The following is a 24,262-nucleotide window of genomic DNA, read 5'->3' as shown; positions in this document are numbered from 1 at the left end:
GGTTTCTTCAGCATTGATGCCGACGGTAACTGGACCTACACCTTAAACAACAGCCACAGCGACGTGCAGTCACTCAAGGCAGGTGAAACCCTGACCCGTGACATCACGGTCACCAGTGCCGATGGCACCGCCAGCCACACCGTGACCATCACCATTGTCGGCGCGAACGATCCCGCTGACATCACGGTCGGTAACGGCGACAGCGATGCTGGCACCGTCACCGAAGACGGCGATACCGACACCCTGCCAGGCACAGTACAAACGGTGGCCGGCACCTTAACCGTCACCGACGTCGACAACGGCGAAGCGGTMTTCCAAGTGCAAACCAATGTCGCCGATGGCAACTACGGTTTCTTCAGCATTGATGCCGACGGTAACTGGACCTACACCTTAAACAACAGCCACAGCGACGTGCAGTCACTCAAGGCRGGTGAAACCCTGACCCGTGACATCACGGTCACCAGTGCCGATGGCACCGCCAGCCACACCGTGACCATCACCATTGTCGGCGCGAACGACTATCCAGTAATAAATTCCGTATCAAATGCTACGGTATCTGAAGAGGGGCTACTTAACGGTATAATTGATGTTATTGGTAATTCTGATACTACAGATGATGTTTCTGCTAGCGGCACAATAAATATTAATGATGTTGATGGTGACTCTTTAAGCGTTTCACTTTCTGGCCCAACAGAATTAATGTCAGGCGGACAAGCTGTAAATTGGCTCTGGGATGCGAATACACAAACACTAATAGGCTACACAGGTGTTATTGGCGGCTCTTCCTATGTTGAAGTTATGGCTGTAGTTCTAACCGCTCCAACTTCTGGTGATTCCAATTGGACCTATGATGTGACTTTAAAGGCACCACTTGATCATCCAGACACTACATCTGAAGATACTATTACATTCGATATAGGTATTACTGTTAATGATAATCATGGTGGCACCTCTACAGGTAGCTTTAGTGTTACGGTTGAAGATGACGCACCTGAAATCGCATCTATTAGCCCTGTCGAAGTAACGAATATAGATATTCCTGATACTTTAGTCGGTCTATTCTCTCTAACTGGCTATAGTGGCAACAACAATCTTCTTGATTTTGATGGTTTTACGATCACAGCCAAAGGATTTACCTCTTCAACAAACTCTAATTTAATTGATGCCGCAATCTATGGAAGTGGTAACGGGATAGGAGTTAGCAGTGTAGGGGCTCCTTATCATAATCTCGCGAACGAAGTCGATTTCCGTAAATTTGCAGATGGAAGTTCTGCATCTGAAGAAATCATCATTACTCTCGATCCAGGTACTGTTGCCTACGGCGTGAATATCCAGTTTTCCCATATGTTTGGCGGCGAACTAGAAGTCGGTGTCGTCGAGTTTTGGCGAGATGGCCAACTTATCGCAACTCAAACATTTAGTTCAGATGCCAGCAGTGGCAACTATGCGGCCAACTTCCAAGCCTTACAAGGTGGCTTTGACAAAATGGTCATCAAAGCCCTTGATAATGGCAAAGGTCCAAGTAGCGGTGATAATAGTGACTTCACTGTTACAGCTATTGAGTTTTTAGGCACTGCAACACCACCGGCAATCGCCTTTGCATCAGGAACAGTAACCCCAGAATGGGGTGCAGATGGTAAAGGTTCGCTCACCTTACAAGGTAGTGATGAAACCAATTTGTTCACGGCAGCAGGCAGTGCAATCACTATAACCCAAACGGCAAATACACTAATTGGGGTTGATGCAGCTGGTCACTTGGTATTCAAACTTGAGTTTACCCCAGGTACAGGTCAATGGGACTTTCATCAATATCAAGAGATGTTACAACCTAGCGATGGTGATATTGATTTCAAAGTAAGAGCCACTGATGGAGATGGCGATCATACAGATGGTACTTTCTCTGTTATTCCACAAGTTTATGTTGATACAACGCCACCTTCGGCACCTGAAGTACGCATCATCGATGATGTAAATGATGACGCGTATTTGACGAGTACAGAGATAGGTAATAATGGCGTTCAAATACAGGTCAAAATTAATGCGAGTGACTTTAATACTGGCGGCAGTGTACATCTAGAAATCGATAATGCAGGTAATAATAGTACAGTAGACCTCATTCTTGACAATGGCGTACTGAAATTTAGTAATGGTGCTCTAGCAACAGGTTACACCTATACAAATGGTGTTATTACTTGGACAGAGCCTACTCCAACTGCAGGTCAGGCAATCTCAGTCACCGCCACTCAAACTGATAGTGCGAATAATGAATCAGCTGAAGGCACGGATAATGCTACCGTTATTGATGCGACTGACGATCGTTATACCATCGACGAAGATCAGCAGCTAACGGGTAATGTTCTTACCAATGATCAACTCGGCAATCTGAGCATCACTAGCTTCAGAGTCATGTATAACGGTATGCAAACCAGTTTTAACGCTGGGCAAACCGTTACCTTGGCCGTGGGTAGCTTATTAATACAAGCTAATGGTGAATTCCAGTTTATTCCAAATGATAACTGGGCAGGCGAAATGCCAAGTGTAACCTACACAACAAATACTGGTTCCACAGCAGCACTTGATATCACTGCCTTACCTATAGCAGATAAGCCTGTAGTTAACGTTATTCTGACTGATAATGGCATACCGCTTTACAGTAACTTTAAGACTTCAGGTATCACTACCGAACAATTCCGTACGAGCGATTTTACTACCGCACCATTTAATACTGGTACGCGTACTATTGATAATACTTCCGGACAAGATCAGTTGCTCGGTACTGGGGGGAACGATCATCTTGTCAGCGCAAATGGCGGCGGTGATCTACTCTACGGTATGGATGGTGATGACATACTCGTCGGCAGTGATGCCGTTCAAGGTGACTCTCTCTATGGCGGAACAGGAAATGATGTTCTTGTTGCTGGTCTAGGTAATGACGGACTCTACGGTGGTGCAGGAACAGATATCGCCGTACTTCTTGGCAACCGAGCCGACTACATAATTGAGAAAGGCACAGGCTACTCTAGCAATGATCGTTGGTTCAACTTCTTTGTAACTGAAAATGGCATCGGTGTTACTAAGGCCCTGCATGATGTTGAGTATGTGCAATTCAAGGATGGCATATACGCAATCAATCAAATCACAGGTGAACTCACATTAGAACAGCCTACAGCTGTAGACTATCCAATCGAAATTAATGTGTCACTTGCGGATCGAGACGGTAGCGAAAGCATCGATAGCATTCAGCTCAGTGGTTTACCCGAAGGCACCTTACTCTACAGCAGTAACGGTACATTGATGGGGACTGCAGATGCAGACGGTAATATTCTTCTAAATCATGGCAGCGTATGGAACAGTGCATCCTTAGATGTCAATCTGACAGGATTAACATTAAGGGTTCCTGGTGAATATGCAGGTCAAGTCAACCTCGTTGTCGAAGCTGTATCAAGAGAGTCAGGTACAGACCTAACCAATACTGCAACAGATGCAGATAGCGTCATTCTTAGCTACTTCAGTGGTCATGAAGGAGAGCCTGGCGATCAAAATCTTAACTTTGGTAATGAGCACAACATTGTGGTCGGCGATTTAGACGGTAGCGTTATTTTGCCAGGTCAAAACTACAATATCGCCTTTATGGTTGATAGTTCTGGCAGTATAAATAGCGCCACGTTGAGTACAATGACTGATCAATTAGCGCAGGTATTTGAAACACTTAAAGCCAGCGCAGGTTCAAATGGTGCTGGGGTTGTAAAATTATTCCTTGTCGACTTTGACTCCCATGGCAACAAGAGTATTAGCGTAGACTTAAGTTCGCCAAATGCTCTGTCCCAACTGCAAACTATATTACAAAGCATGGTTTCAGGTGGTAACACTAACTATGAAGACGTATTTAAAACTACGGCAAATTGGTTTAGTAGTGCAGATGCAACAGGAAATGCGGGAGCAACGAACCTGGCTTACTTCATTACTGATGGACAAGCAAATAGATACAATACTAATGAGGGATCAAATCCATTGATAGATGATTGGATTAATAACTCTAAAGATGTTTATCTCAATACTCTATTACAAAATGGTTATATACCAGGACAAGTGTATAAGTCTAATAACTACACAATTATTAATGCAGCTGGTGAAGTGTTTAAAATAGATACGCAGGGAAAATCTAGCCTGATTGGTTATATGCGCCCTAATGGTACTGGTACCTATGAATACTCAAGTCTAGGAAGCAATAGTGGTAGCATTGATAGCCAATCTCAAAGTGGTTTCGCATTCTTATCAGCCCTTGGCGTCACAGTAGCTGCAATCGGAATGGGTTCAAGCTTAAACAATAGTGACTTACTTCCTTACGATTCGGACGGACATATCCAAACGGGTGTCAACGCTGAGGATTTAGCTGATGCGATCATTGGTACTCCAATTACCCAACTGCCAGGATCTGATACCATCAACGGTGGTAACGGCGACGATATACTCTTTGGTGATGCCATCAACTTTAACGGTATCAGTGGCCAAGGTTATGTTGCCATCAAAGATTATGTTGCTGATCAGCTAGGGGTAGCTGCAGTAACCGATGCCCAAGTACATAGATATATTACTGAGCATGCATCTGATTTTGACCAATCTGGTGCCAGTGATAAGGCAGATGTTCTTATCGGCGGACAAGGTAATGACATACTTTATGGGCAAGGTGGGAATGATCAGCTTTACGGCGGTAATGGTAATGATCTTATATTTGGTGGTGCTGGTAACGATACTATTATTGGTGGCCTAGGAAACGATAAACTAACGGGTGGGACTGGTGCTGATACTTTCGTCTGGCGCTATGCAGAAACGGGAACAGACCATATCACTGACTTTAATATCCATGAAGATAAATTGGATTTAAGCGATTTACTCCAAGGTGAAAGTAACAACACACTACACAGTTATTTAAACTTTAGCTTAGTTAGTGGTTCAACTGTGATTGATATCGATGGCAATAAAGACGGTGTGTTTGAGCAGCATATCGTTCTTGACGGTGTTGATTTGTATAGTGCGTATAACACTACAACAGAGACTGGCATTATTAATGGCCTACTAGGTACTAATGGCAGCGGTCCGTTAATTGTTGATACTCAGCCAGTCACACCAGAACCAAGTTCAGGTCTTGCACCATTGAATAGCAATGAGCAGCATAATATCCCTTAGACAAAATCGTTTGGATGGCCTATAGAAATATAGGCCATCATGACCGATACTTGCCATAACCATATAAAAATCCAAAGGATAAGTAATTAGGTGTCAGCTGCAGCTTCTGAAAAAATTGATCAATGGACCATTTCAGCCTCACAAAGAGTGTTAGTGGATCCTTTGCTGGATTGTTTAGTGTTACTCACTGAGCATTTTGGCAATCCGTGCTCGAGCGATTCGCTTGCGGCAGGTTTACCCTTGTCAGGTACCGTGTTATCACCCGACTTATTGCCTCAGGCGGCTTCAAGAGCGGGTCTAGCGGCTAAGCTATCTCGAAAAGGCTTAAACGAAGTATCACCTATATTGCTCCCCTGTATTTTATTATTAAAAGACAAAAAAGCCTGTATATTGCGAGAACTTGATGTTGCATCAGATAAAGCAATTATTCAATTACCCGAGACGGGCGGTGAAGAAACACTGACAATTGAGTCGCTCGAAGCCTTATATGTGGGATATTTATTCTTAGTCAAACAAGAATACCGTGGCGACATGGGCTTTGATGTTTATCTACACGATAATAAAACCCACTGGTTAGTCCAAACCCTCAAAGATTCAGCACCCATTTATCGTGATGCATTAATCGCTTCTGTATTGGTGAATTTATTCGCCTTAGTTTCACCGTTATTTATTATGAATGTGTATGACAAAGTCGTCCCAAACCTCGCCTTTGAATCCCTTTGGGTTTTAGCGATTGGTGCGGCGATTGCCTATATGTTCGATCTTATCATGCGGCAACTTAGAAGTTACCTCATTGATGTTGCAGGAAAAAAAGTAGATATTATTGTCTCATCACGCTTATTTGCTAAAGCAATTGGTATTCCCCTAGAAAAACGTTCTCCTAGTATCGGCGGCATGGCGAAACAGTTAGGTGAATTCGATAATATTCGTGAAATTTTAACTTCGGCAACGATCACAACTTTAGTCGATCTCCCCTTCGCGATATTTTTCTTAATCATTATTTTTATTGTCGCAGGTGATCTCGCTATAGTTCCAGTCATTGGCGGCATCATCATTATTGGCTTCACGCTTTATATTCAACCTAAACTCAAAGCGGCAATTGAAGAAGGCAATAAATTTTCAAGCTTAAAACATGGGCATTTAATCGAGAGCTTATCAGCGCTAGAGTCAATTAAAGCTAATGGTGCTGAAGGAATTGTGCAAAAAAGCTGGCAACAGATGATAGGCCACAGTGCAAACTGGCAATTAAGGTCAAAAAAGCTCTCCAACTCTGTATCGAACGTAGCGAACTTTACGGTGCAATTTACCGTTGTCTGCGTGGTGATTTTGGGCGTTTATCGTGTGGCTGATAATGCGATATCTATGGGCGGAATTATTGCTGCGGTCATGCTATCGAGCCGCGCCATTTCACCTATGGCACAACTTGCAGGCCTGATGACTAGAGCAAACCACACAGCCAGTGCACTACGTCAACTGAATGAAATCATGACTCAAGAAGATGAGTTTGAAAATAAAGGACATTTAGTTAGCAAACAAAGACTCATAGGCAAGATCAATGCTGATCATGTTGGTTTTAGTTATCCAGGTTCTGAAAAGCCTGTGTTGCATCCGATGTCGCTGACGATTAATCCTGGCGAACGCATTGCCATTATCGGTCGAAATGGTTCAGGTAAAAGTACGCTAGCTAAGCTACTGGTTGGGCTATTTCAACCCACGGCAGGAAGCTTGCGCTACGACGGTTTAGACTCAGCACAGATTCATCCGAGTGATTTACGTCGTAATTTTGGCTACCTACCCCAAGATGTCACCCTATTCCATGGTTCTATTCGCGATAATATTTTATTTGGTACACGTCAAGTCACTGAACATCAACTCATCCGCGCGGTACAGCTTTCTGGTGTGAGTCAATTCACTAACCTAGAGGCTGAAGGCCTAGACCAACAGGTCGGCGAAGGCGGCATGTCACTCAGTCGCGGGCAAAGACAAACTGTCGCCCTTGCTCGCGCCACACTGAATGATCCCCCAGTGTTACTGATGGATGAGCCTACGGCGAGTTTAGATGCTCGCGCTGAACAACAATTTATTCGTTCAATGCAAAATGTCAGCAAAGATAGAACGTTAATTCTTATTACCCACAAGATGCATTTATTGCAACTCGTCGACCGCATTATTGTACTTGAACGCGGCCATGTGGTTGCCGATGGACCTAAAGCAGAAGTGCTAGAAAAACTCAATTTTGGCCTAGTGAACGGAGAGGCTAAAAGATGAGTAACCATTTAACAACAAACGACTTAGACATGGTTGATGATGTCTATGGCGCCATGATGACAGACGCTCCCAGCGGACACAGATTAATCATATGGGCACTTGCTGCTATGGTAGTGTGTTTTTTACTGTGGGCGGGGTTTGCTCAATTAGATAAGGTTACGACTGGAACGGGAAAAGTGATTCCTTCATCACAAGTTCAAGTTATCCAAAGTCTAGATGGCGGCATAATGCAAGAACTCTACGTTCAAGAAGGTGAGATAGTCACAAAAGGGCAGCCTTTAGTACGTATTGATGATACCCGCTTTCGCTCCGACTTTGCTCAACAAGAGCAAGAGGTTTATGGCTTAAAAACCAATGCTATCCGCATGCGCGCCGAACTCGACAGCATTCTAATATCAGACATGACCTCTGATTGGCGTGAACAAGTGCTAATCACTAAAGAAGCATTGATATTCCCTGAAGCTATCATTGCTGCGGAACCCGCCTTAGTGAAAAGACAACAAGAGGAATACAACGGACGCTTAGATAACTTAAGTAACCAACTTGAGATCCTCGTACGTCAAATTCAACAAAGACAGCAAGAAATTGATGATCTCGCCTCTAAAACAACGACATTAACGACGAGCATGCAGCTAATCTCCCGCGAGCTTGAACTCACTCGACCTTTAGCCAAAAAAGGTATTGTTCCTGAAGTTGAGTTACTCAAACTCGAACGCACGGTAAACGACTTGCAAGGTGAATTGAATTCAATGCGTTTACTCCGCCCTAAAGTGAAAGCTGCATTAGATGAGGCTATCTTAAAACGCCGTGAAGCCGTATTTGTTTACGCTGCAGAACTGCGCGCACAGCTCAATGAAACTCAAACCCGCCTCTCTCGCATGAATGAAGCACAAGTTGGCGCGCAGGATAAAGTCAGTAAAGCGATTATCACCTCCCCTGTTAATGGCACCATTAAAACCACACATATCAATACACTGGGTGGTGTAGTGCAACCTGGGATCGATATTATCGAGATAGTACCGTCGGAAGATCAACTGCTGATAGAAACTAAAATCTTGCCTAAAGATATCGCTTTCTTACATCCAGGATTACCCGCCGTAGTAAAAATTACCGCCTATGATTTTACCCGCTATGGCGGCCTTAAAGGAACTGTCGAACATATTAGTGCCGACACTTCTCAAGATGAAGAAGGCAATAGCTACTATCTCATCAGAGTTAGGACTGCAGAATCTAGTTTAACCAAAAACGATGGCACACAGATGCCAATTATTCCGGGAATGTTAACTTCAGTTGACGTTATCACGGGGCAAAGATCCATACTTGAGTACATTTTAAATCCAATTTTAAGGGCTAAGGACACAGCGCTCAGAGAGCACTAAGCCTTTTTTTTATAAACCGGGAGGTTGGTCATGAAGACTTCAGCAATACGACAATTTCAATGTTCAAAGATAGCCATAGTGCTGTCATTAATCCTGTTACCTTTATCGGCTCAAAGTCAGACGTTAGAACAAGCCGTTGCACATACGCTAGATACAAACCCAGATTTACGAGTGGCATTCAACCGCTTTAAAGCGCGAGAAGAACAAGTTAATCAAGCGATAGCAGGCTATATGCCAACTATTGATGTCAATGGTGGCTACGGTTACGAACAAACCGACAGCGTATCGACACGTAGACGACCCAATATCGGCGAAGTCGATAGCAAAGGGGTGGCTGAATTAAATCCCGGAGAGTTTGGTGTTAGCATAAAACAAATGCTTTTCGATGGTTTCTACACCAGCAGTGAAGTTGATCGTTATAGCTTTGAAGCTAGCGCAGACCAATGGGCACTGCTTGCTGCAGCTGAAGATATGGCACTCGATGTCAGTAAAGTCTATCTCAACTATTTACGCACCGATGAAGTGTTAAAATTAGCCGAGAAAAACCTTAACAGCCATAAAGAAATTTATGACCAGATTAAACAACGTACTGACTCAGGTTTAGGCTCAATCGCAGATCTCTCCCAAATCTCGGGACGTTTGGCGCGTGCTAATGCTAACGTTATTTCTGCTCGCAACAATTTACTTGATGCAAAAGCACAGTACGTCAAAATTGTAGCGGCGGCACCGGCAGACTTAATATTACCAGTGCCAGATGCAGACATGCTGCCAAAGGATCTTAGCTCTGGCATTATTGTTGCGCAAGAGAATCACCCCATACTCAAATCTGCAGCAAACGATATTAGTGCCGCAGAAAATGAACGCTCTTCAGTACAATCCAATTACTATCCTCAGGTTTCTTTAGAACTGAATGGTAACTGGAATAACGATATTAGCGGCGAAGATGGAATATCAGGTGCTGGTGCTTTCCGCAGTGATGTGGGTGGCCATAGTAACGATCTCGTCGCCATGGTGAGGGTGAGATACAACTTATTTGCGGGTGGTAAAGATCTTGCCCGTGAAAAAGAAACTGCTTACAAGTTAGGTGAAGCGAAAGAAATCCGCCAACGTGCCCAACGTGAAGTTGTTGAAGGGGTAAACCTAGCTTGGAACGCATTTGAAATGCTAGCGCCGCAAAAACAATATATTCGCGATCATGTCGTGGCCGCAAAGGATACTCAAACAGCCTATGCACAACAGTTCAACTTAGGCCAACGCAGTCTACTCGACTTATTAGATACCGAAAATGAGCTCTTCGAGGCGCGTAAAGACTACTTACAAGCTGAATATGATGAAGTTATTGCTAAGTATCGCGTGCTCAATTCTACAGGGCGATTATTAGACTCACTTAAAGTGACAAGACCTGATGCGTGGCGCGGAGAGCGCAATTATGAAGGAGGAGCTAACAAATGAAAACTCTCACATTTTTTCTAAGTGTCACTCTTTTAGCTGGTTGTTCGATGCGCGATACGGTTAATATTGACGAAATGGTCACAACTCAAACCTATGATCTATCTGATAAAGATAGCGATGGTGTCATTGAAGCACGTGAACGCTGCAACGACACCGCCCAAGGGGCAGGTATTGATAACTATGGCTGTGGCAAAATAAAAGCGATTAACGAGCGAAAGGAAATAAATATTTTATTCCCGAATGACTCTGCTTATATTGCGCCTGAGTACTATCCTCAAATTGAAGAGGTGGCTATTTTTCTACGTCAGTATCCAACGACCAAAGTGACTATCGAAGGTCACACGAGTCGCACAGGAACCGATGAACGAAATACAGTATTATCTCAAGAACGTGCAAATGCTGTCACCGCAGTACTGGCTGAACGCTTTAGTATTGATAGAAGTCGATTAACTGCTATTGGATATGGTTCTAGCCGCCCAATTGTTTTAGAACAGACGCCGGAAGCAGAAATTCGTAACCGTCGTGTTGTTGCAGAAGTCACTGGTGATGATACGGCAGCAGACATGAAATGGACAATTTACTCGGTCGATGACAACTCAAAATAAAGGACTAACACATTAGGTTATGAACGGCAGACTTGATTATAAAGATTCATTATTGCGAGTCTGCCGCTTTAGCCTAATAGCGTCAGCCCTAGGCATATGTTGCCTATATGCGGCCCCCACACAAAACCTTGATGAAGTGAAGATAACTTCAACCCTAGAAAAACATTACGGCGAACGTGCTGGAATGCGAGCAAGGGCTTGGTTCAAAGTGTTATCGGAAGCGAGTACGCTAGATGAAAAAGAAAAGTTATTGAAGGTGAATAACTTTTTTAATTTATTCCGTTTTGTGGATGACAGTAAATTATGGGGAGACTCGAATTATTGGGCAACGCCGATGGAGTTTATTGGTGTGAATGGCGGTGATTGCGAAGACTTTTCGATCGCAAAATACTTCACCCTACTCCAACTTGGTGTTCAAGAGGACAAGATGCGGATCACTATGGTTAAAGCCACTACGGTTAATCAATACCACATGGTATTGGCTTACTATGAAACACCATCATCAATTCCTTTAGTGCTCGATAATCTTGACCATGAAATAAAACCCGCCACAAAAAGAAAAGATCTACTGCCTGTTTATAGCTTTAACGGTAAACAGTTATGGCTCAATAAAGAGCAAGGTCGAGGCGTGCTGGCAGGGTCCTCAAAACGATTAGAAAAATGGAACGATCTTAACCATAGATTAGGTGTTGACCGTCTTAGGCAACCAAAATTAAAACTGGAGTAGCACCAAAAATGACACTGTTTAGACAGATTTATTCGCTGCTTTTTAGCCTATTCTTGCTTGTAGTTGCAAGCCTTGGCTATGTGCAATTCACTGAGACTCAAAGCTTTTTAACAAAGCAAATGGAGTCCGATCTAAACAATGCCAGCACTTCACTCGGTCTAATGCTTACCCCAGCACTCGAAGCCGGCGATACCGCAGCGGCAGAAACCTTAGTGAATGTTATTTTTGAAGGTGGTTACTATCAAAATGTAAAATTGACTTGGATGGTTGATGGTAAGCAACAAGAGTGGAATAATCCTTTAAAAATTGAAGATGTCCCTCAATGGTTTATCAATCTAGATCTGTTTAAAACCATCAAAAAACAAAGCACTATCACCTCAGGTTGGCTGCAGCTAGCACAGCTTGAAATCACTGCTCATCCTGGTTTTGGTTATCATGAACTATGGCGAATCATGTCCAATACCATCATAGCCTTCTCACTACTTTTTCTCGTTGCTATTTTTACAGCAAGAGTAGGCTTAACATGGATATTGAAACCTCTCCACACCCTGTCTGAACACGCGAAAAGTATCGCAGCACGCCAATTTGGTCCAGACATGGCACTACCCAAAACCACCGAATTAAAAGACTTAGTGACTGCATTTAACAGCATGTCAGCTCAATTGAAACAAGTGTTCCATTCTCTTGACGAAGAGGTTGGCGCGTTACGTAAGAAGAATCTTGTCGATCCGGCGTCAGGCCTGCCTAACCGCCAATATGTAGTAAGTCGTTTAAATGGTTGGTTAAGTGAACCTAGCAGCGGCGCTTTATTCCTCGCCAAGCTCGACTGGCTCGAAGAAGTGCACAGTAAATATGGCTATCAAGTTCGAGATGAAACCATACGGATCCTCGCAGAAAAGTTTCAACAGCAATTAAACGAAATAACGCCTTCGGTCATAGGGCGTATTGCCGCCTATGAATTTGCATTTTTAGTGACCGATGTTGAACACGATCAGATCAGCAAATATTTACAAACACTTATCCGTACCATCAATCAAGAAATGTCAAAAGCAGGCTGTAAGCCCAACGAAGACTTTGCTATCGGTATTGCTGAACGTATTGGGCAAATGAATGTGTCGGATATTTTGGCCCAAGCCGACAATGCCCTTCAAAAAGCATTACAAGAAAATAAAACCTTCCACTGGTTTGAAACCACAGAGCAGCAATTATTCACCCGCGAGCAATGGCGCGATAACCTCAGCCATGCCATCAGCAATAAGAAGTTTAAGTTTAGATGGCAACCCATACAATTTTGCGATGGTGATGGCATAGCGCAACGGGAATTGTATTGCCAATTAGAGCTTGGCGATCAACTCGCCCATGCAGGGCAATTTATGCCTTATATCGAGTTATTATCACTTGGTGCCTTACTCGATAAATGCTTAATTGAAACTGTCTACGAGCAAAAACTGCTCGAGCGGAGCTATGAACCGCTCGCAATTAACTTAACCCACCAAAGTATTAACGATCCTCAGTTCCATGAATGGCTAAATCAATTTTTGCGAAATGCCGCATTTATTGAGCGTATCTGCTTCGAAATCCCTGAGGCTGGTGTTTATAGTGATCTTAAGTCATGTCAGCACTTATGTAACATCATTCGCGATAACGGTGCTAAGTTTGGTATTGACCACTTTGGTCGTCAGTTTGGCTCTATGTCTTATCTACAGGAATTAAGACCTAGCTATGTGAAGCTGGATCAATCCTTTGCCTACTATGATGAGACACACCACAATAGCGAATTGTGCCGCGCCCTAATCAACGTAGCAAAAGGATTGGACATTCAAGTCATAGTGACGGGTATTCAAGAAAAAGCTCAGCTAGAACGTTTTAACGAGCTTAGAACAGATGCCTATCAAGGCTTTATCGCCCCGCCAGTGAATCTTGACTAAGCCGTATTATTAAGAAGTGATGTTTGCAAACAAAAAGCTCCGTAAGGAGCTTTTTGTTTTTCTACGGTTGAGTGACTATGCCGATACAGTTCTGCTCTGCAAGTCTGCCAGGTGTAAATAAGAACTGTTGCCAACTTCTATACTCATTGAGGATACGCTATCAAGCGACAACAAACATGATAATGTCAGTGAGTAAGTTCTATTTCGCCAATGCAAAAAAGCCTCAGTGTATTCATTAATGAATGCTGAGGCTTTTCTACTTATTTGGTCGGTGATAGAGGATTCGAACCTCTGACCCTCTGGTCCCAAACCAGATGCGCTACCGGACTGCGCTAATCACCGTAAATTTTGTACTATTGTTTACATACGCTTAGAGGGTTCACCCTCTCGTCCACTTTCATCCAAAACATCAGGATGCGTTATCAGACTGCGCTAATTACCGTAAAACATTAACTATTTACTTAACTTACATTAAGCTCGCTAGTCACGCGAAGAATTTGGTCGGTGATAGAGGATTCGAACCTCTGACCCTCTGGTCCCAAACCAGATGCGCTACCGGACTGCGCTAATCACCGAGAATAAAAATCTTTTATATCAAAGTAAATGAATGGGGTGACTGATGGGGCTCGAACCCACGACAACCGGAATCACAATCCGGGACTCTACCAACTGAGCTACAATCACCACTGATTTTCACTTACTTTGCTAACCTTAAAGCTCACAACTCTGTTCGGAAGTGGTGCGCCCAAAAGGATTCGAACCTTCGGCCTCACCCTCCGGAGGGGTGCGCTCTATCCAGCTGAGCTATGGGCGCTCGCCTTGGTTAGCGCCGCATATACTAGGGTCAAATCCCCTTTGAGTCTATAGCTGTTTTGCACTTTTTTTACTGACTGCTCAAGTTTTATCACATTAGCTGACTTTTAAAGCGGAATGCAGCCAAAATATGACTTGGATGTTACAGTATTTCATGCTAATTATAGACTTTGGTAAAAGCAAACATATATTTAACTAGTGAGTATCATGTTTAAGGATGAAGATGAAACTGGCCAGCCGCGTGTGAGTGAAACTGAACGCTTACGCAAAAAAATTATTCGCTTAAAACAATTAGCGCATAAATATAAGCATGCTGAGATCATTCAAAACGCATTACTCGAAATATCCAATATTGCGACTCATGCTTCTTCACTCGAAGAATTCTATGTCGGCGTACATAGCCATCTAAAACAGCTGATTCCCGCTGATAATTTTTTTATTTCAACCCTGGATACTCACACAGGTGAACTCGCCATCCCCTTTTTCGCTGATGAGAAAGATGCCCATCCAGCAGAGCTTTATCCTGAACAATCACTATCTACATTATTACAGCAAGGATTAACAGGCTACGTACTCAGAACTGGGAAAGCTTTGTTGTGTAACAATGACACAGTCAATGAACTGATTGCCGCTGGAGAAATTGTTAATTTAGGTTCTCCCTGTCATCTGTGGCTGGGCGTGCCCATCAAACAAGATGACATAGTAACGGGTGTGTTAGTGGTGCAAACCTATGACACAAACATCAGTTATGGTGAAATCGAACTCGAGTTAATGACGTTCATTTGTCACCATATTGCTGGGGTAATGGAACGGCTAAAACATCAAGAACAATTAGAACAAGCTATCCAGCAAAGGACAAAAGAACTCAGCCAAGCCTACGATAAGTTAAAACTAGAAGTCTATGAACGGCGTAGAGCTGAACGCTTACAAAAATCACTGTTCGAAATCGCCGAGCTAGCAAGTTCCAGTGCAGACAACCCAGACTTTTATGCCCAATTGCATAATGTTATTCGACACCTCATTCCCGCCAACAATTGCTATATCGCGCTTTTGGATGACACAGAAACCCACCTCACGTTTCCTTTTTATGTATCGCAATTAGCCAATAAGCATCCTGGCACTCGGCCGCTACAAGACGGCTTAACCGAATATGTGCTCAAACATAAGCGCCCACTATTGCTAGATCAAAGCAGTATCAATGCATTAATTGCCTCTGGTGAGCTGTATTCCCAAGCGCCAGCATTAAATCATACTCAAACCATGCATCAGTGGATCGGAATCCCGCTTTTTATCCATGATCAAGTTCGTGGTGCGTTAACGATTTACAGTTTTAGCATGACACAGAATTACCAAGTTAAAGACTTAGAATTACTGACATTTGTATCACAACATATAGGCTCGGCTATCGAGAAAAAGCTGTCCGCAGAGTCCTTACAACGCAGTTATGAAGAGCTAGAAGAAAAGGTTATTGATCGTACCAAAGCGTTAGCCGAACTGAATAAAAGTCTTGAGAAAGAAATTCAACAACGCCGTAGTATGGAAGCCAAGCTAGTTCACGATGCCAAACATGATGCACTTACAGGCCTGCCTAATCGCGCTATGTTTATGGAGCGTTTATCTCAAGCGATCAAGCATGTTCGTCGCCATAGCTTAGAACAGTTTGCCCTACTGTTTATCGACCTCGACCGCTTCAAACAGATTAACGACACTATGGGACACCTAGAGGGCGATAAATTCTTAATTGAGACGGCAAGCCGCCTCAAGTCCTGCATTCGTGATAATGACACCTTAGCGCGACTCGGTGGCGATGAGTTTGTGATACTGCTCGATAGCATTAACAACATCAACGACGCGAAAGATATATCAGAAAGAGTGATCCAAAAAATATCCCAGCCCTATCGACTTGGCACAATGGAATTTAGTTCTGGAGCCAGTATCGGTATCACCATCAGTGGCAAGCACAGAATTGATACCAGTGAATCTATGTTACGTAATGCAGATACAGCCATGTATCAGGCGAAAGCCAATGGTAAAGGCTGCTATGTTATTTTTGATGATAACGCCCAACATCAGGCCATGCAGGATGTCGAGTTAGAAACTGAATTTAGACATGCATTACACCATGCTGAAATCCAGCTTAGTTACTTACCAGTAGTCAATTTTAAAACAGGTCAAGTGCATGCATTAGAAAGCCGCCTGTTCTGGCAACATCCGCAGCGTGGGCTCTTACAGCAGGAACAACTTAGCACGCTTGCTGAACAGTCACACCTTACCGTTGAGCTCGATAAATATACGATCAGCATCATAGATAGCAGCTATCCCCAACTCCTCAAACAACATGATGAATCTGTTGAGTTACATGTCATGCTTTCGAGCCAACATCTCAAGCATAAACATGTACTGCGCAGTTTGAAAAACACTCTCAAGCAAACCCAGTTAAACCTGAGCCATTTGTGGTTATTCTTCAATGAAAAAGCCCTAGTGCAGGAAACTGAAAATCATATCAATGGCTTTGAATTGTTGCAGAAACTCGGGGTAAAACTCGGCATCAGCCAATACGGTAGCGGCTATAGTGCATTAAATAGCTTATTGTTTCTGCCGATAAAAGGCTTAAAACTCGATGCCAACCTCACCAAACAAATACAAGGCGAGCAACAGCTTAAGTTAATGTCTGCCTATCAAAAAACGGCATCAACCTTAGAGCTTCAAACCTTTGTCGATGGCATTGATAACCCTGAACAAAAACGTATCTTCAATGAACTGGGTTATCAACTGGGTCAGGGGGCAGCTTTAGCCGACACTTTTACCTTATGTGAAACCCAACCACAGATCTGTGCTCAGCTCGAATATGCCTAGTAAAAAATAAGTAGCTGATTTAAAAGAATAGTAAGCGAAACCGCTCGCTATTTTTTAAACATGTCTCTTAAGCTAGAAATATTTGCCCGCCCCGTTTGCATCCGCTCCTGTTCCGTTTGTTGTGGCTTACGATTTTCCCACACCACATCATCTTGAGGTAACTCAAGTAAGAAACGGCTTGGTTCACAACGCATGGTTTCACCAAATTGGCGCCTTTCGCGGCAGAGGGTGAACCAAAGCTCTCGTTGAGCTCGAGTGATACCCACATACGCCAACCGACGCTCCTCATCGACGTTGTCTTCATCTATGCTGGTTTGATGGGGCAAGATACGCTCTTCTACTCCAACCATAAACACGAAGGGAAACTCTAAGCCCTTAGAAGCATGCAAGGTCATCAACTGCACCTGATCGCCGCCTTCATCCTCACTATTGCGCTCCATCATGTCCCTGAGCGTCAATCGAGTCACCACCTCTGGCAAGGTCATAGGCTCATCTAACTCATCACCCGCGAGCATCTCAGTCACCCAACGGTAAAGCTCTGAGATATTCTTCATCCGCATTTCAGCGGCTTTGGCACTGGTGCTGGTTTCGTATAAGTAATCTTCATAATTGATCTTACGGATCAAATGCTTCACCGCCTCGACGGGTTCACCACGTTCAGCATGATCCCCAGTCTCCACGATAAAACGACCAAATTGATATAAAGATGACATAGCCGCAGGCGGTAAATGATGATTCAGTTCAGGCTCAAAAATCGCCGCAAACATAGAAATATGCTTCTCGTTGGCAAAATTACCTAGACGCTCTAAGGTCGATGGCCCTATGCCACGTTTAGGTAAATTAACGATACGCAGGAAAGCGTTATCGTCGTCGGGATTCACCACTAACTTCAAATACCCCATGATGTCTTTAATTTCAGCACGGGCGAAAAATGATGTACCGCCACTCAATTTATAAGGAATACGGTTCGTCATCAGTGCGCGTTCGAGTAACCGTGATTGATGGTTACCCCGATACAAAATCGCATAATCGCCAAACTGAGTACGGCCGACAAACTTATGTCGAACAATCTCGGCCACGACACGTTCAGCCTCTTGCTCCTCATTGGCGGCAAACAGCACCCGCAACGGTTCACCATAGGCAAGCTCGCTAAACAGAGCTTTATCGTAAACATGGGGATTATTAGCGATAAGAATGTTCGCAGCCCGTAGGATCCGCTGACTAGAACGGTAGTTCTGCTCCAGTTTAATCAGCTTAAGCTGCGGAAAATCTTTACCCAATAACACGAGGTTTTGTGGCTTAGCACCGCGCCATGAATAGATAGACTGATCGTCGTCCCCCACCACAGTAAAGCGCGCCCGCTCACCCACTAACAGCTTTACCATTTCATATTGGCTGGTATTAGTATCTTGATATTCGTCCACCAGCAAATATTGGATCTTGGTTTGCCAGCGCGTACGCACTTCTTCATGGTGGCGTAACAATAAGGTTGGCATCAGAATCAAATCGTCAAAATCTAAAGCGTTATAGGCTTTCATATGTTGAGCATAACGCTGATACAACATAGCAAATAAGTGCTGTTGCTCATCTTTAGCGATTTTGCGTGCATGCTCGGGAATAACTAAGCCACCCTTCCAGTTTGAAATCGTACTGGCGAGCGCTTTGAGTAAATCTTTATCTTCATCCAACTCGTCTTGGGTTAACTCTTTGAGCAGTGCCAAGGTATCTTGATCATCAAACAGCGAAAAGCCTGGCTTTAAGCCTAAGACCTTATGCTCGCGTTTAATGATCTCAAGCCCTAAAGTGTGGAAGGTTGAAATCCACAGACCTCTGGCTTCCTTGCGGCCCATCGACTGAGCGACCCGCTCTTTCATCTCGCGGGCAGCCTTATTGGTAAAGGTCACCGCCGCGATATTACGCGCCTTATAGCCACATTTTTCGACCAAATAAGCAATTTTATTGATAATGACGCGCGTTTTACCACTACCCGCACCCGCCAAGACTAGGCAAGGGCCTGAAACATAATGAACAGCATCGTTTTGGGCGGGATTGAGTTTCATCTTTGCGCAATATCCAAACAAGTCGACAGAAAGGGATGGGATCATAGCAGAATCGACAGTTTTAAGGCTAACAAATCCCCGCGAACTCAACTCTGTGGATAAGCCTCTCCGTGATATAAACCCCAACAACAGCCAACTAAAGTGTTCACGCGTCTGCTTTACTTTTGAAAGCTAACGTACTGAGTTACAATCGAGCTATTCAGTAAAGAGGCGGACAAGATTATGATCAATCCAAAGAAAATCGAAGAAATGGCGAAACAATTGAGCGAAAGTTTGCCCAGCGGTCTAAAGCAATTTGCCGGTGAATTTGAAGAGCGCAGTAAGCAAGTACTGCAAAATCAATTGCTCAAGTTGGATATGGTTTCCCGTGAAGAATTTGATGTGCAGCAACATGTACTACTGAAAACCCGCGAAAAATTAGAAGCCCTACAAGCTCAAGTCAATGAGTTAGAAAAAAAGCTCAACGCGGCGGGCTAACTTATCATGCATGTTTGAAAGAGCACAGTTAGCGATAGCGCAGCTGTGCTTTTTTGTTTTTAACACTTCAAGCATTGAGTCACTTGGGGAAATAATGCAACAACTCGCCAGCTATATCCTTGCTATTGAAGGCTATCCAAGCCCTGTCTACGTGGTAAGCCAATCAAACGAGCAGCAAACCTATCACGATGATAATGTGGAGATTTGTGAGTCCATAACGCTTTATCACTTCGATAATGGGGTTGTGATTAGCAAGCTAAGCGAGCAAGATAAACAAGCTTATGAGTCAGACATGGTTTGTGAAGATTATTGGCTCAGCTATCGGGTTGTAACAGCTCATATTGCGATTTCGCCGCAGCAAAAATCCTTTAGCAATCTATGTCAGCAAAGCTTTTGGCTTAAGATGCAGCAAGGGCTGGCAGTAAAGCCACCGCTGCAACCAGAGCATAAACAGACTTAATGCTTTAGCGTCGAACAATCAAGGAATGAAGCTACAATGGATGTCACAATCAGCACACACTATCAGGACTATCTTCTTTGGGGATTATTGTTGCTTGGTGGCCTGCCGCTACTCACTTATCCCGGTGTGCTTCTCGCCAGTTTGATGGGACTGGCCAGTCAATCAAGCATTAAACCCGCTTTTATCTATCGATTGATGAATCAGTGTTTTCTATGGGGAAGCCTAGTTTATCCCGCCGTGTATATTCCCTGTTATCGCATTACGAGCGATAGCACTGCGACTTCTTCATCTTTAGTCATTGCTGCGTTGCCACTGCTGTATCTAATCTTACTGTATGGCTGCTTTCGCTTTATGGATGCTCCAACTAAAGAGACAAATAATTAAAGCTTTTGTTGGCGAGCATACTTTTGCTTAAGGCCTTTATGGTTAGCCTTAACTAACTTCCAGCGGTCACAACCATTGAAACGAGCATATTCACTGACTGCGATATCAAAGGCCGCACAGAAATCCTCATCTAAGCCATTCACCATCACGCCCTCTTCTAAAATCAATTGCTGTAATAGCAATAGGTTAGCTTGGCGATCGGCTTTAACATCCACGCGGCCAACAAAAGTGTCGCGCCACAGAATTGCTAAAGAATAATAACCATACTGACGCTTTTCGGCTGGGACATAGACTTCAATTTGATAATCAAAATCAAACCATTGCTTTAATCTTTGCCGTTGGATCAATAAATTATCGAAGGGATTAAGCAGCCACACTTTATTAGGTAATAGTGCATTTAGCTGTAATGAAGGGCGATAAAAGTAGCTTTGGCCCGCAGCCTTAAAACACGCTAATAACCCGTGAGCTAACAACTCTGCCAATTCTTGGGCTACTGCTGATTTCATACCTTTGCGTAAATAAGCCATTTGCGCCGCAGTACCGAAGGCGTGGGCATCGAGATAACGATCAATCAAATAGCTCGTAAACTCGCTATCTGTCGGTGCTTGAGCATCAACATCTTTTGATAGTACCCGCGCAGTGAGATCGTAAACCTTCTGGAATTTTTCCCGCCGCACCACCATCAGCTCACCACGCATAAAAAGCTGCTCTAGGGCTTTTTTCGCGGGTTTCCAATCCCACCAGGCACCGTTTTTAGCTTCACTATGTTCAAAATCACTGGCCTTGAGTGGCCCTTCTGCAAGGATTCGCGCCCGCACTTCCTGCATTATTTTATCGTCGGGGTCAAACCAATGCTTACCGCCATTTTGCAGCTGCTGTTTACGCTGCAAACTAAAACGGTAATCGGCAATAGGTAAATAAGCTGCCGCATGGGACCAATATTCGAAAATCTCTCCTTTGGCTAAAGCCATATCGAGCATCTTTGGCTGATATTCTGGCATACGACTATGCAGCACATGATGATGCGCTCGCTCAACCACGTTGATAGAGTCAATTTGTACATAACTGAGACGTGAAATGGCCTCGGCGACTGAGGTATATGGTTGCAATAATCCTTGCTGCTGCATATTTAATTGCAGCCACTCGCGGGGTGAAAAGGGATTAGACATCAATTCTCCAAATTCAACGACAAGCAAATACCAAACCAGAGAAAAAACATAACAAACTGAAAATAAAAGTATTTAGCACACTATTCAACGAGTAGGTTTGTGAAATGTACGCACAAGTCTACTCACTAGGCAGTATCTTCGGATAACATAAGCCATTTATACCTTAACGGCTATCGGTTTACCTGCCCGTTAGTTTCACGACTCGAAATAGAGCCTATCTGGCATAGGCTCTTCATTAAGGATTGATGATGAATATCTACTATCGCCAAGCACAACTCTGCGGCCGCAAAACGGGTAATGGCACTAAGCTGCCATTTTTGATGAATATCTTGTATTCACTTGCTGCTAAAAATGGCGATCACCAGCCCTTTTCAATGGATGACATTAACGCCGTACTGTTTAATCAGCATCAGTCGATTGGTTGCTCTATCGAGGCGCCACTACCGATAGTGAGTTGGCGCACCGAAGCGATAGAGTATGAGTTATTTAAAGGCGAAGAGCTGGTGTACCTGCCCCAATGTATCATCTTTAGCAATGGCGCCATTGCCTATGTCATTGTCGTCATGGGTGATGAGTATGAGCTACGTATTTGGCCTGATTACAGTAACCGTGATCGAGAAAAACACCACTGGTTTTCCCACCATGCCGTAGTCTATTCCGCAGAACTTGACGTCTTTAAACAAAGCTTCGAAGCACTGCTAAAGCATATTAAAAAAGAAAATGACTACGAGAAAAAACACCCAAAATTTGGCAAAGACATCCCACTATCAGATTCATAAACTTGAATAATGAGTATGGATTTAGCGGCAATCGCCATAATTTTGCCACTATTGATCAGCAACTTGCCCGCAACTTTTGTAAAAAAATCTGTTTTAATACCCGCCGTGATACCGAGTTAACTCTGCACAATCTTAGCGGATAAGTCTCGGTCGTATTTCATAGGGAATGAAATTCAATGTTCAGCATTATTTTCTGGGTACTCACCCTACTTAGTTTGGCCTTATTTGGTAGCGCAGCCTATTTAGTGGTGCGCGCACTCCTCAAAAAATTTAATCGAAGTCAAGGAATCGATATGTCAGCACAAGAACCGTGGGCAGTAGCCACCGCAAAGGGAACGGCATTAAAAAACACCACCTTATTAAAAGCCTTAACCATTGGCATACTGTCAATCCTCGCGTTGATCCCGCTGGGGATCATTATGGATATGACTTCTGATCGCCAAACCCTTTACCACAGCGTTGTCGATGAAATCGGCCGTTCATGGGGTGAGCAGCAAACCCTCTCAGGTCCTGCGCTGGTGATCCCTTACAGCTATTTTGTGTTGCAAGAAGAAGTCAGTAACGACGGTAAAACTCGCCATGAAGTGAAGCGTACCTATCAAGATGAGCTAGTGATCCTACCGAAAAAGCTCACCCTCGACTTAGACCTAAAACATGATTTTCGCACCCGTGGCATTTATCAATCGCTGGTGTATAACGCAGCTCTACAAGGTCAGGCCGACTTCAGCCTTAACCGTTATGATATTCCTAACCTTATCGCCTTCGATAACAAAAATGCCCGATTAGTCTTTGGGGTATCATCGAATCAAGCAATTGATAAAGTAGAAAAAATTGAAATCACCGGTGAGTCAACCTTACTCTCTGGCTCACTGATGTCGGGCACGGGGTTAACCACTGGCGGTTTAGAAAAAGGCTTTAATCAAAAGATCCAAGTCAGCGAAGCAAGTGATTTTAGTGTGGATTTTGCCATGACACTACGCGGCTCTCAGTCTATCAGCGCATTGCCACTAGGTGAGCAAACGCTAATCAATATTCGCGCCGACTGGCCGCATCCAAGCTTTAAGGGATTATTACCCGCAGAACGGGACATCAACGCGCAAGGCTTTACTGCAAGTTGGAATATCAGCCACTTAACCCGTAACTATCCACAAGAGTTTATTAAGAGTAATCAATCGACTCTGACTGAAGTGTCGGCTAATGCGATTTTATTCGAACCAGTGACTCACTACGGCAAGATTGATCGCTCGGTAAAATACGGCCTACTGTTTATCGTGCTGACTTTTATCATGTTGTTTATCTTCGAGATCGGACAAAAAACCAGCCTAAGCACGATTCAATATGTGTTAGTCGGCAGCGCCATGGCCTTGTTCTATTTGCTACTACTCTCGCTATCTGAGCATCTAGCCTTCTTGCATGCCTATTTAATTGCCGCCTGTATTCCCGTGCTGTCGGTATCGGCTTATGTAGGGAGTGCCACAGCAAGTATTAAGCGCGGTGCATTAGTGGGCATTATGCTGGTGAGTTTATATGCAGTGCTGTACTCGATACTGCAACTGGAAGATTACGCCCTATTGATGGGTTCAGGTTTACTGTTAGTCGTACTGTTGATTTTGATGTTCGTGACTAGGCATCACCCTAAGAACACGGCGCAATAGCGCCCTACTGATCCACCCTTGAAGACCCCCGACAGCGCCATCTTTTGCTGTCGGGATTTTTTT

General features: G+C 43.8%; 15 protein-coding genes and 4 tRNA genes. 13 read left to right on the top strand and 6 right to left on the bottom strand.

The features are described from left to right. The 7 genes from L5L98_RS12420 to L5L98_RS12390 all read left to right on the top strand — a co-directional run. Positions 1 to 5,187 (top strand): VCBS domain-containing protein (locus tag L5L98_RS12420; RefSeq protein WP_263141210.1); only part of this gene is annotated, 5,187 nt, incomplete at its 5' end. 90 nt (positions 5,188 to 5,277) lie between these two features. Then, positions 5,278 to 7,455, top strand: a complete 2,178-nt coding sequence (locus tag L5L98_RS12415) for a type I secretion system permease/ATPase (RefSeq protein WP_105250446.1) — start codon at positions 5,278 to 5,280, stop codon at positions 7,453 to 7,455. Then, a complete protein-coding gene (locus tag L5L98_RS12410; RefSeq protein WP_263141206.1) occupies positions 7,452 to 8,834 on the top strand; it encodes an HlyD family type I secretion periplasmic adaptor subunit in 1,383 nt (460 codons plus the stop codon). Before L5L98_RS12415 ends, L5L98_RS12410 begins: the two co-directional genes overlap by 4 nt. A 30-nt stretch (positions 8,835 to 8,864) precedes the next feature. Further along, a complete protein-coding gene (locus L5L98_RS12405; protein WP_105250448.1) occupies positions 8,865 to 10,286 on the top strand; it encodes a TolC family outer membrane protein in 1,422 nt (473 codons plus the stop codon). Next, positions 10,283 to 10,891, top strand: coding sequence for an OmpA family protein (locus tag L5L98_RS12400; protein WP_105250449.1), 609 nt, complete (start codon positions 10,283 to 10,285; stop codon positions 10,889 to 10,891). Before L5L98_RS12405 ends, L5L98_RS12400 begins: the two co-directional genes overlap by 4 nt. A 19-nt stretch (positions 10,892 to 10,910) precedes the next feature. Beyond that, a complete protein-coding gene (locus tag L5L98_RS12395; protein ID WP_105250450.1) occupies positions 10,911 to 11,618 on the top strand; it encodes a transglutaminase-like cysteine peptidase in 708 nt (235 codons plus the stop codon). Positions 11,619 to 11,626: 8 nt separating this feature from the next. Next, positions 11,627 to 13,546, top strand: coding sequence for an EAL domain-containing protein (locus L5L98_RS12390; RefSeq protein ID WP_173496181.1), 1,920 nt, complete (start codon positions 11,627 to 11,629; stop codon positions 13,544 to 13,546). Positions 13,547 to 13,811: 265 nt separating this feature from the next. Here the strand turns inward: L5L98_RS12390 and L5L98_RS12385 are convergent. The 4 genes from L5L98_RS12385 to L5L98_RS12370 all read right to left on the bottom strand — a co-directional run bounded on the left by L5L98_RS12385 (position 13,812) and on the right by L5L98_RS12370 (position 14,360). Then, positions 13,812 to 13,888, bottom strand: a tRNA-Pro gene (locus L5L98_RS12385). 156 nt (positions 13,889 to 14,044) lie between these two features. Next, positions 14,045 to 14,121, bottom strand: a tRNA-Pro gene (locus tag L5L98_RS12380). A 33-nt stretch (positions 14,122 to 14,154) separates the two neighbouring features. Continuing rightward, positions 14,155 to 14,230, bottom strand: a tRNA-His gene (locus L5L98_RS12375). A 53-nt stretch (positions 14,231 to 14,283) separates the two neighbouring features. Continuing rightward, positions 14,284 to 14,360, bottom strand: a tRNA-Arg gene (locus L5L98_RS12370). A gap of 206 nt (positions 14,361 to 14,566) precedes the next feature. Between L5L98_RS12370 and L5L98_RS12365 the strand changes: the two genes are divergently transcribed. Then, a complete protein-coding gene (locus L5L98_RS12365) occupies positions 14,567 to 17,215 on the top strand; it encodes a diguanylate cyclase domain-containing protein (RefSeq protein ID WP_263141196.1) in 2,649 nt (882 codons plus the stop codon). Positions 17,216 to 17,262: 47 nt separating this feature from the next. Here L5L98_RS12365 and rep read toward each other — a convergent pair whose 3' ends face one another. Further along, complete coding sequence (rep, locus tag L5L98_RS12360) at positions 17,263 to 19,275, bottom strand: DNA helicase Rep (protein ID WP_131523358.1); 2,013 nt, start codon at positions 19,273 to 19,275, stop codon at positions 17,263 to 17,265. A 222-nt stretch (positions 19,276 to 19,497) separates the two neighbouring features. Here rep and ubiK point away from each other — a divergent pair, with 222 nt between their 5' ends. From ubiK to L5L98_RS12345, 3 genes are all read left to right on the top strand, one after another. Then, positions 19,498 to 19,752: a ubiquinone biosynthesis accessory factor UbiK gene (gene ubiK / locus L5L98_RS12355; protein WP_006083441.1), complete on the top strand. Its 255-nt coding sequence runs from the start codon at positions 19,498 to 19,500 to the stop codon at positions 19,750 to 19,752. Positions 19,753 to 19,846: 94 nt separating this feature from the next. Further along, positions 19,847 to 20,212 (top strand): hypothetical protein, encoded by a 366-nt coding sequence (locus tag L5L98_RS12350; protein ID WP_173247981.1) that lies wholly within the window; start codon positions 19,847 to 19,849, stop codon positions 20,210 to 20,212. A gap of 36 nt (positions 20,213 to 20,248) precedes the next feature. Then, complete coding sequence (locus tag L5L98_RS12345) at positions 20,249 to 20,596, top strand: hypothetical protein (protein ID WP_263141187.1); 348 nt, start codon at positions 20,249 to 20,251, stop codon at positions 20,594 to 20,596. Here the strand turns inward: L5L98_RS12345 and L5L98_RS12340 are convergent. Beyond that, on the bottom strand, positions 20,593 to 21,765 hold the full coding sequence (locus tag L5L98_RS12340) for a winged helix-turn-helix domain-containing protein (protein WP_263141185.1): 1,173 nt from the start codon (positions 21,763 to 21,765) through the stop codon (positions 20,593 to 20,595). The two genes, L5L98_RS12345 and L5L98_RS12340, sit on opposite strands and share 4 nt — an antisense overlap. A 248-nt stretch (positions 21,766 to 22,013) precedes the next feature. Between L5L98_RS12340 and L5L98_RS12335 the strand changes: the two genes are divergently transcribed. Together L5L98_RS12335 and creD are read left to right on the top strand one after the other, a co-directional pair. After that, positions 22,014 to 22,544, top strand: coding sequence for a hypothetical protein (locus tag L5L98_RS12335; protein ID WP_168825954.1), 531 nt, complete (start codon positions 22,014 to 22,016; stop codon positions 22,542 to 22,544). 176 nt (positions 22,545 to 22,720) lie between these two features. Further along, positions 22,721 to 24,199, top strand: a complete 1,479-nt coding sequence (creD, locus tag L5L98_RS12330) for a cell envelope integrity protein CreD (RefSeq protein ID WP_263141181.1) — start codon at positions 22,721 to 22,723, stop codon at positions 24,197 to 24,199. The last annotated feature ends 63 nt before the right edge of the window (positions 24,200 to 24,262 follow it).

The organism is Shewanella sp. SM23, from assembly GCF_025654295.1.
In the GTDB taxonomy this organism is placed as follows: domain Bacteria; phylum Pseudomonadota; class Gammaproteobacteria; order Enterobacterales; family Shewanellaceae; genus Shewanella; species Shewanella oncorhynchi.
This window is presented reverse-complemented; position numbering and strand designations above follow the sequence as displayed.

Coding starts and splice junctions, on each gene's coding strand:
- L5L98_RS12410 (WP_263141206.1), top strand. CDS start 7,452: ATGAGTAACCATTTAACAACAAACGACTTAGACATGGTTGATGATGTC.
- L5L98_RS12405 (WP_105250448.1), top strand. CDS start 8,865: ATGAAGACTTCAGCAATACGACAATTTCAATGTTCAAAGATAGCCATA.
- L5L98_RS12400 (WP_105250449.1), top strand. CDS start 10,283: ATGAAAACTCTCACATTTTTTCTAAGTGTCACTCTTTTAGCTGGTTGT.
- L5L98_RS12395 (WP_105250450.1), top strand. CDS start 10,911: ATGAACGGCAGACTTGATTATAAAGATTCATTATTGCGAGTCTGCCGC.
- L5L98_RS12390 (WP_173496181.1), top strand. CDS start 11,627: ATGACACTGTTTAGACAGATTTATTCGCTGCTTTTTAGCCTATTCTTG.
- L5L98_RS12365 (WP_263141196.1), top strand. CDS start 14,567: ATGTTTAAGGATGAAGATGAAACTGGCCAGCCGCGTGTGAGTGAAACT.
- rep (WP_131523358.1), bottom strand. CDS start 19,275: ATGAAACTCAATCCCGCCCAAAACGATGCTGTTCATTATGTTTCAGGC.
- ubiK (WP_006083441.1), top strand. CDS start 19,498: ATGATCAATCCAAAGAAAATCGAAGAAATGGCGAAACAATTGAGCGAA.
- L5L98_RS12350 (WP_173247981.1), top strand. CDS start 19,847: ATGCAACAACTCGCCAGCTATATCCTTGCTATTGAAGGCTATCCAAGC.
- L5L98_RS12345 (WP_263141187.1), top strand. CDS start 20,249: ATGGATGTCACAATCAGCACACACTATCAGGACTATCTTCTTTGGGGA.
- L5L98_RS12340 (WP_263141185.1), bottom strand. CDS start 21,765: ATGTCTAATCCCTTTTCACCCCGCGAGTGGCTGCAATTAAATATGCAG.
- L5L98_RS12335 (WP_168825954.1), top strand. CDS start 22,014: ATGAATATCTACTATCGCCAAGCACAACTCTGCGGCCGCAAAACGGGT.
- creD (WP_263141181.1), top strand. CDS start 22,721: ATGTTCAGCATTATTTTCTGGGTACTCACCCTACTTAGTTTGGCCTTA.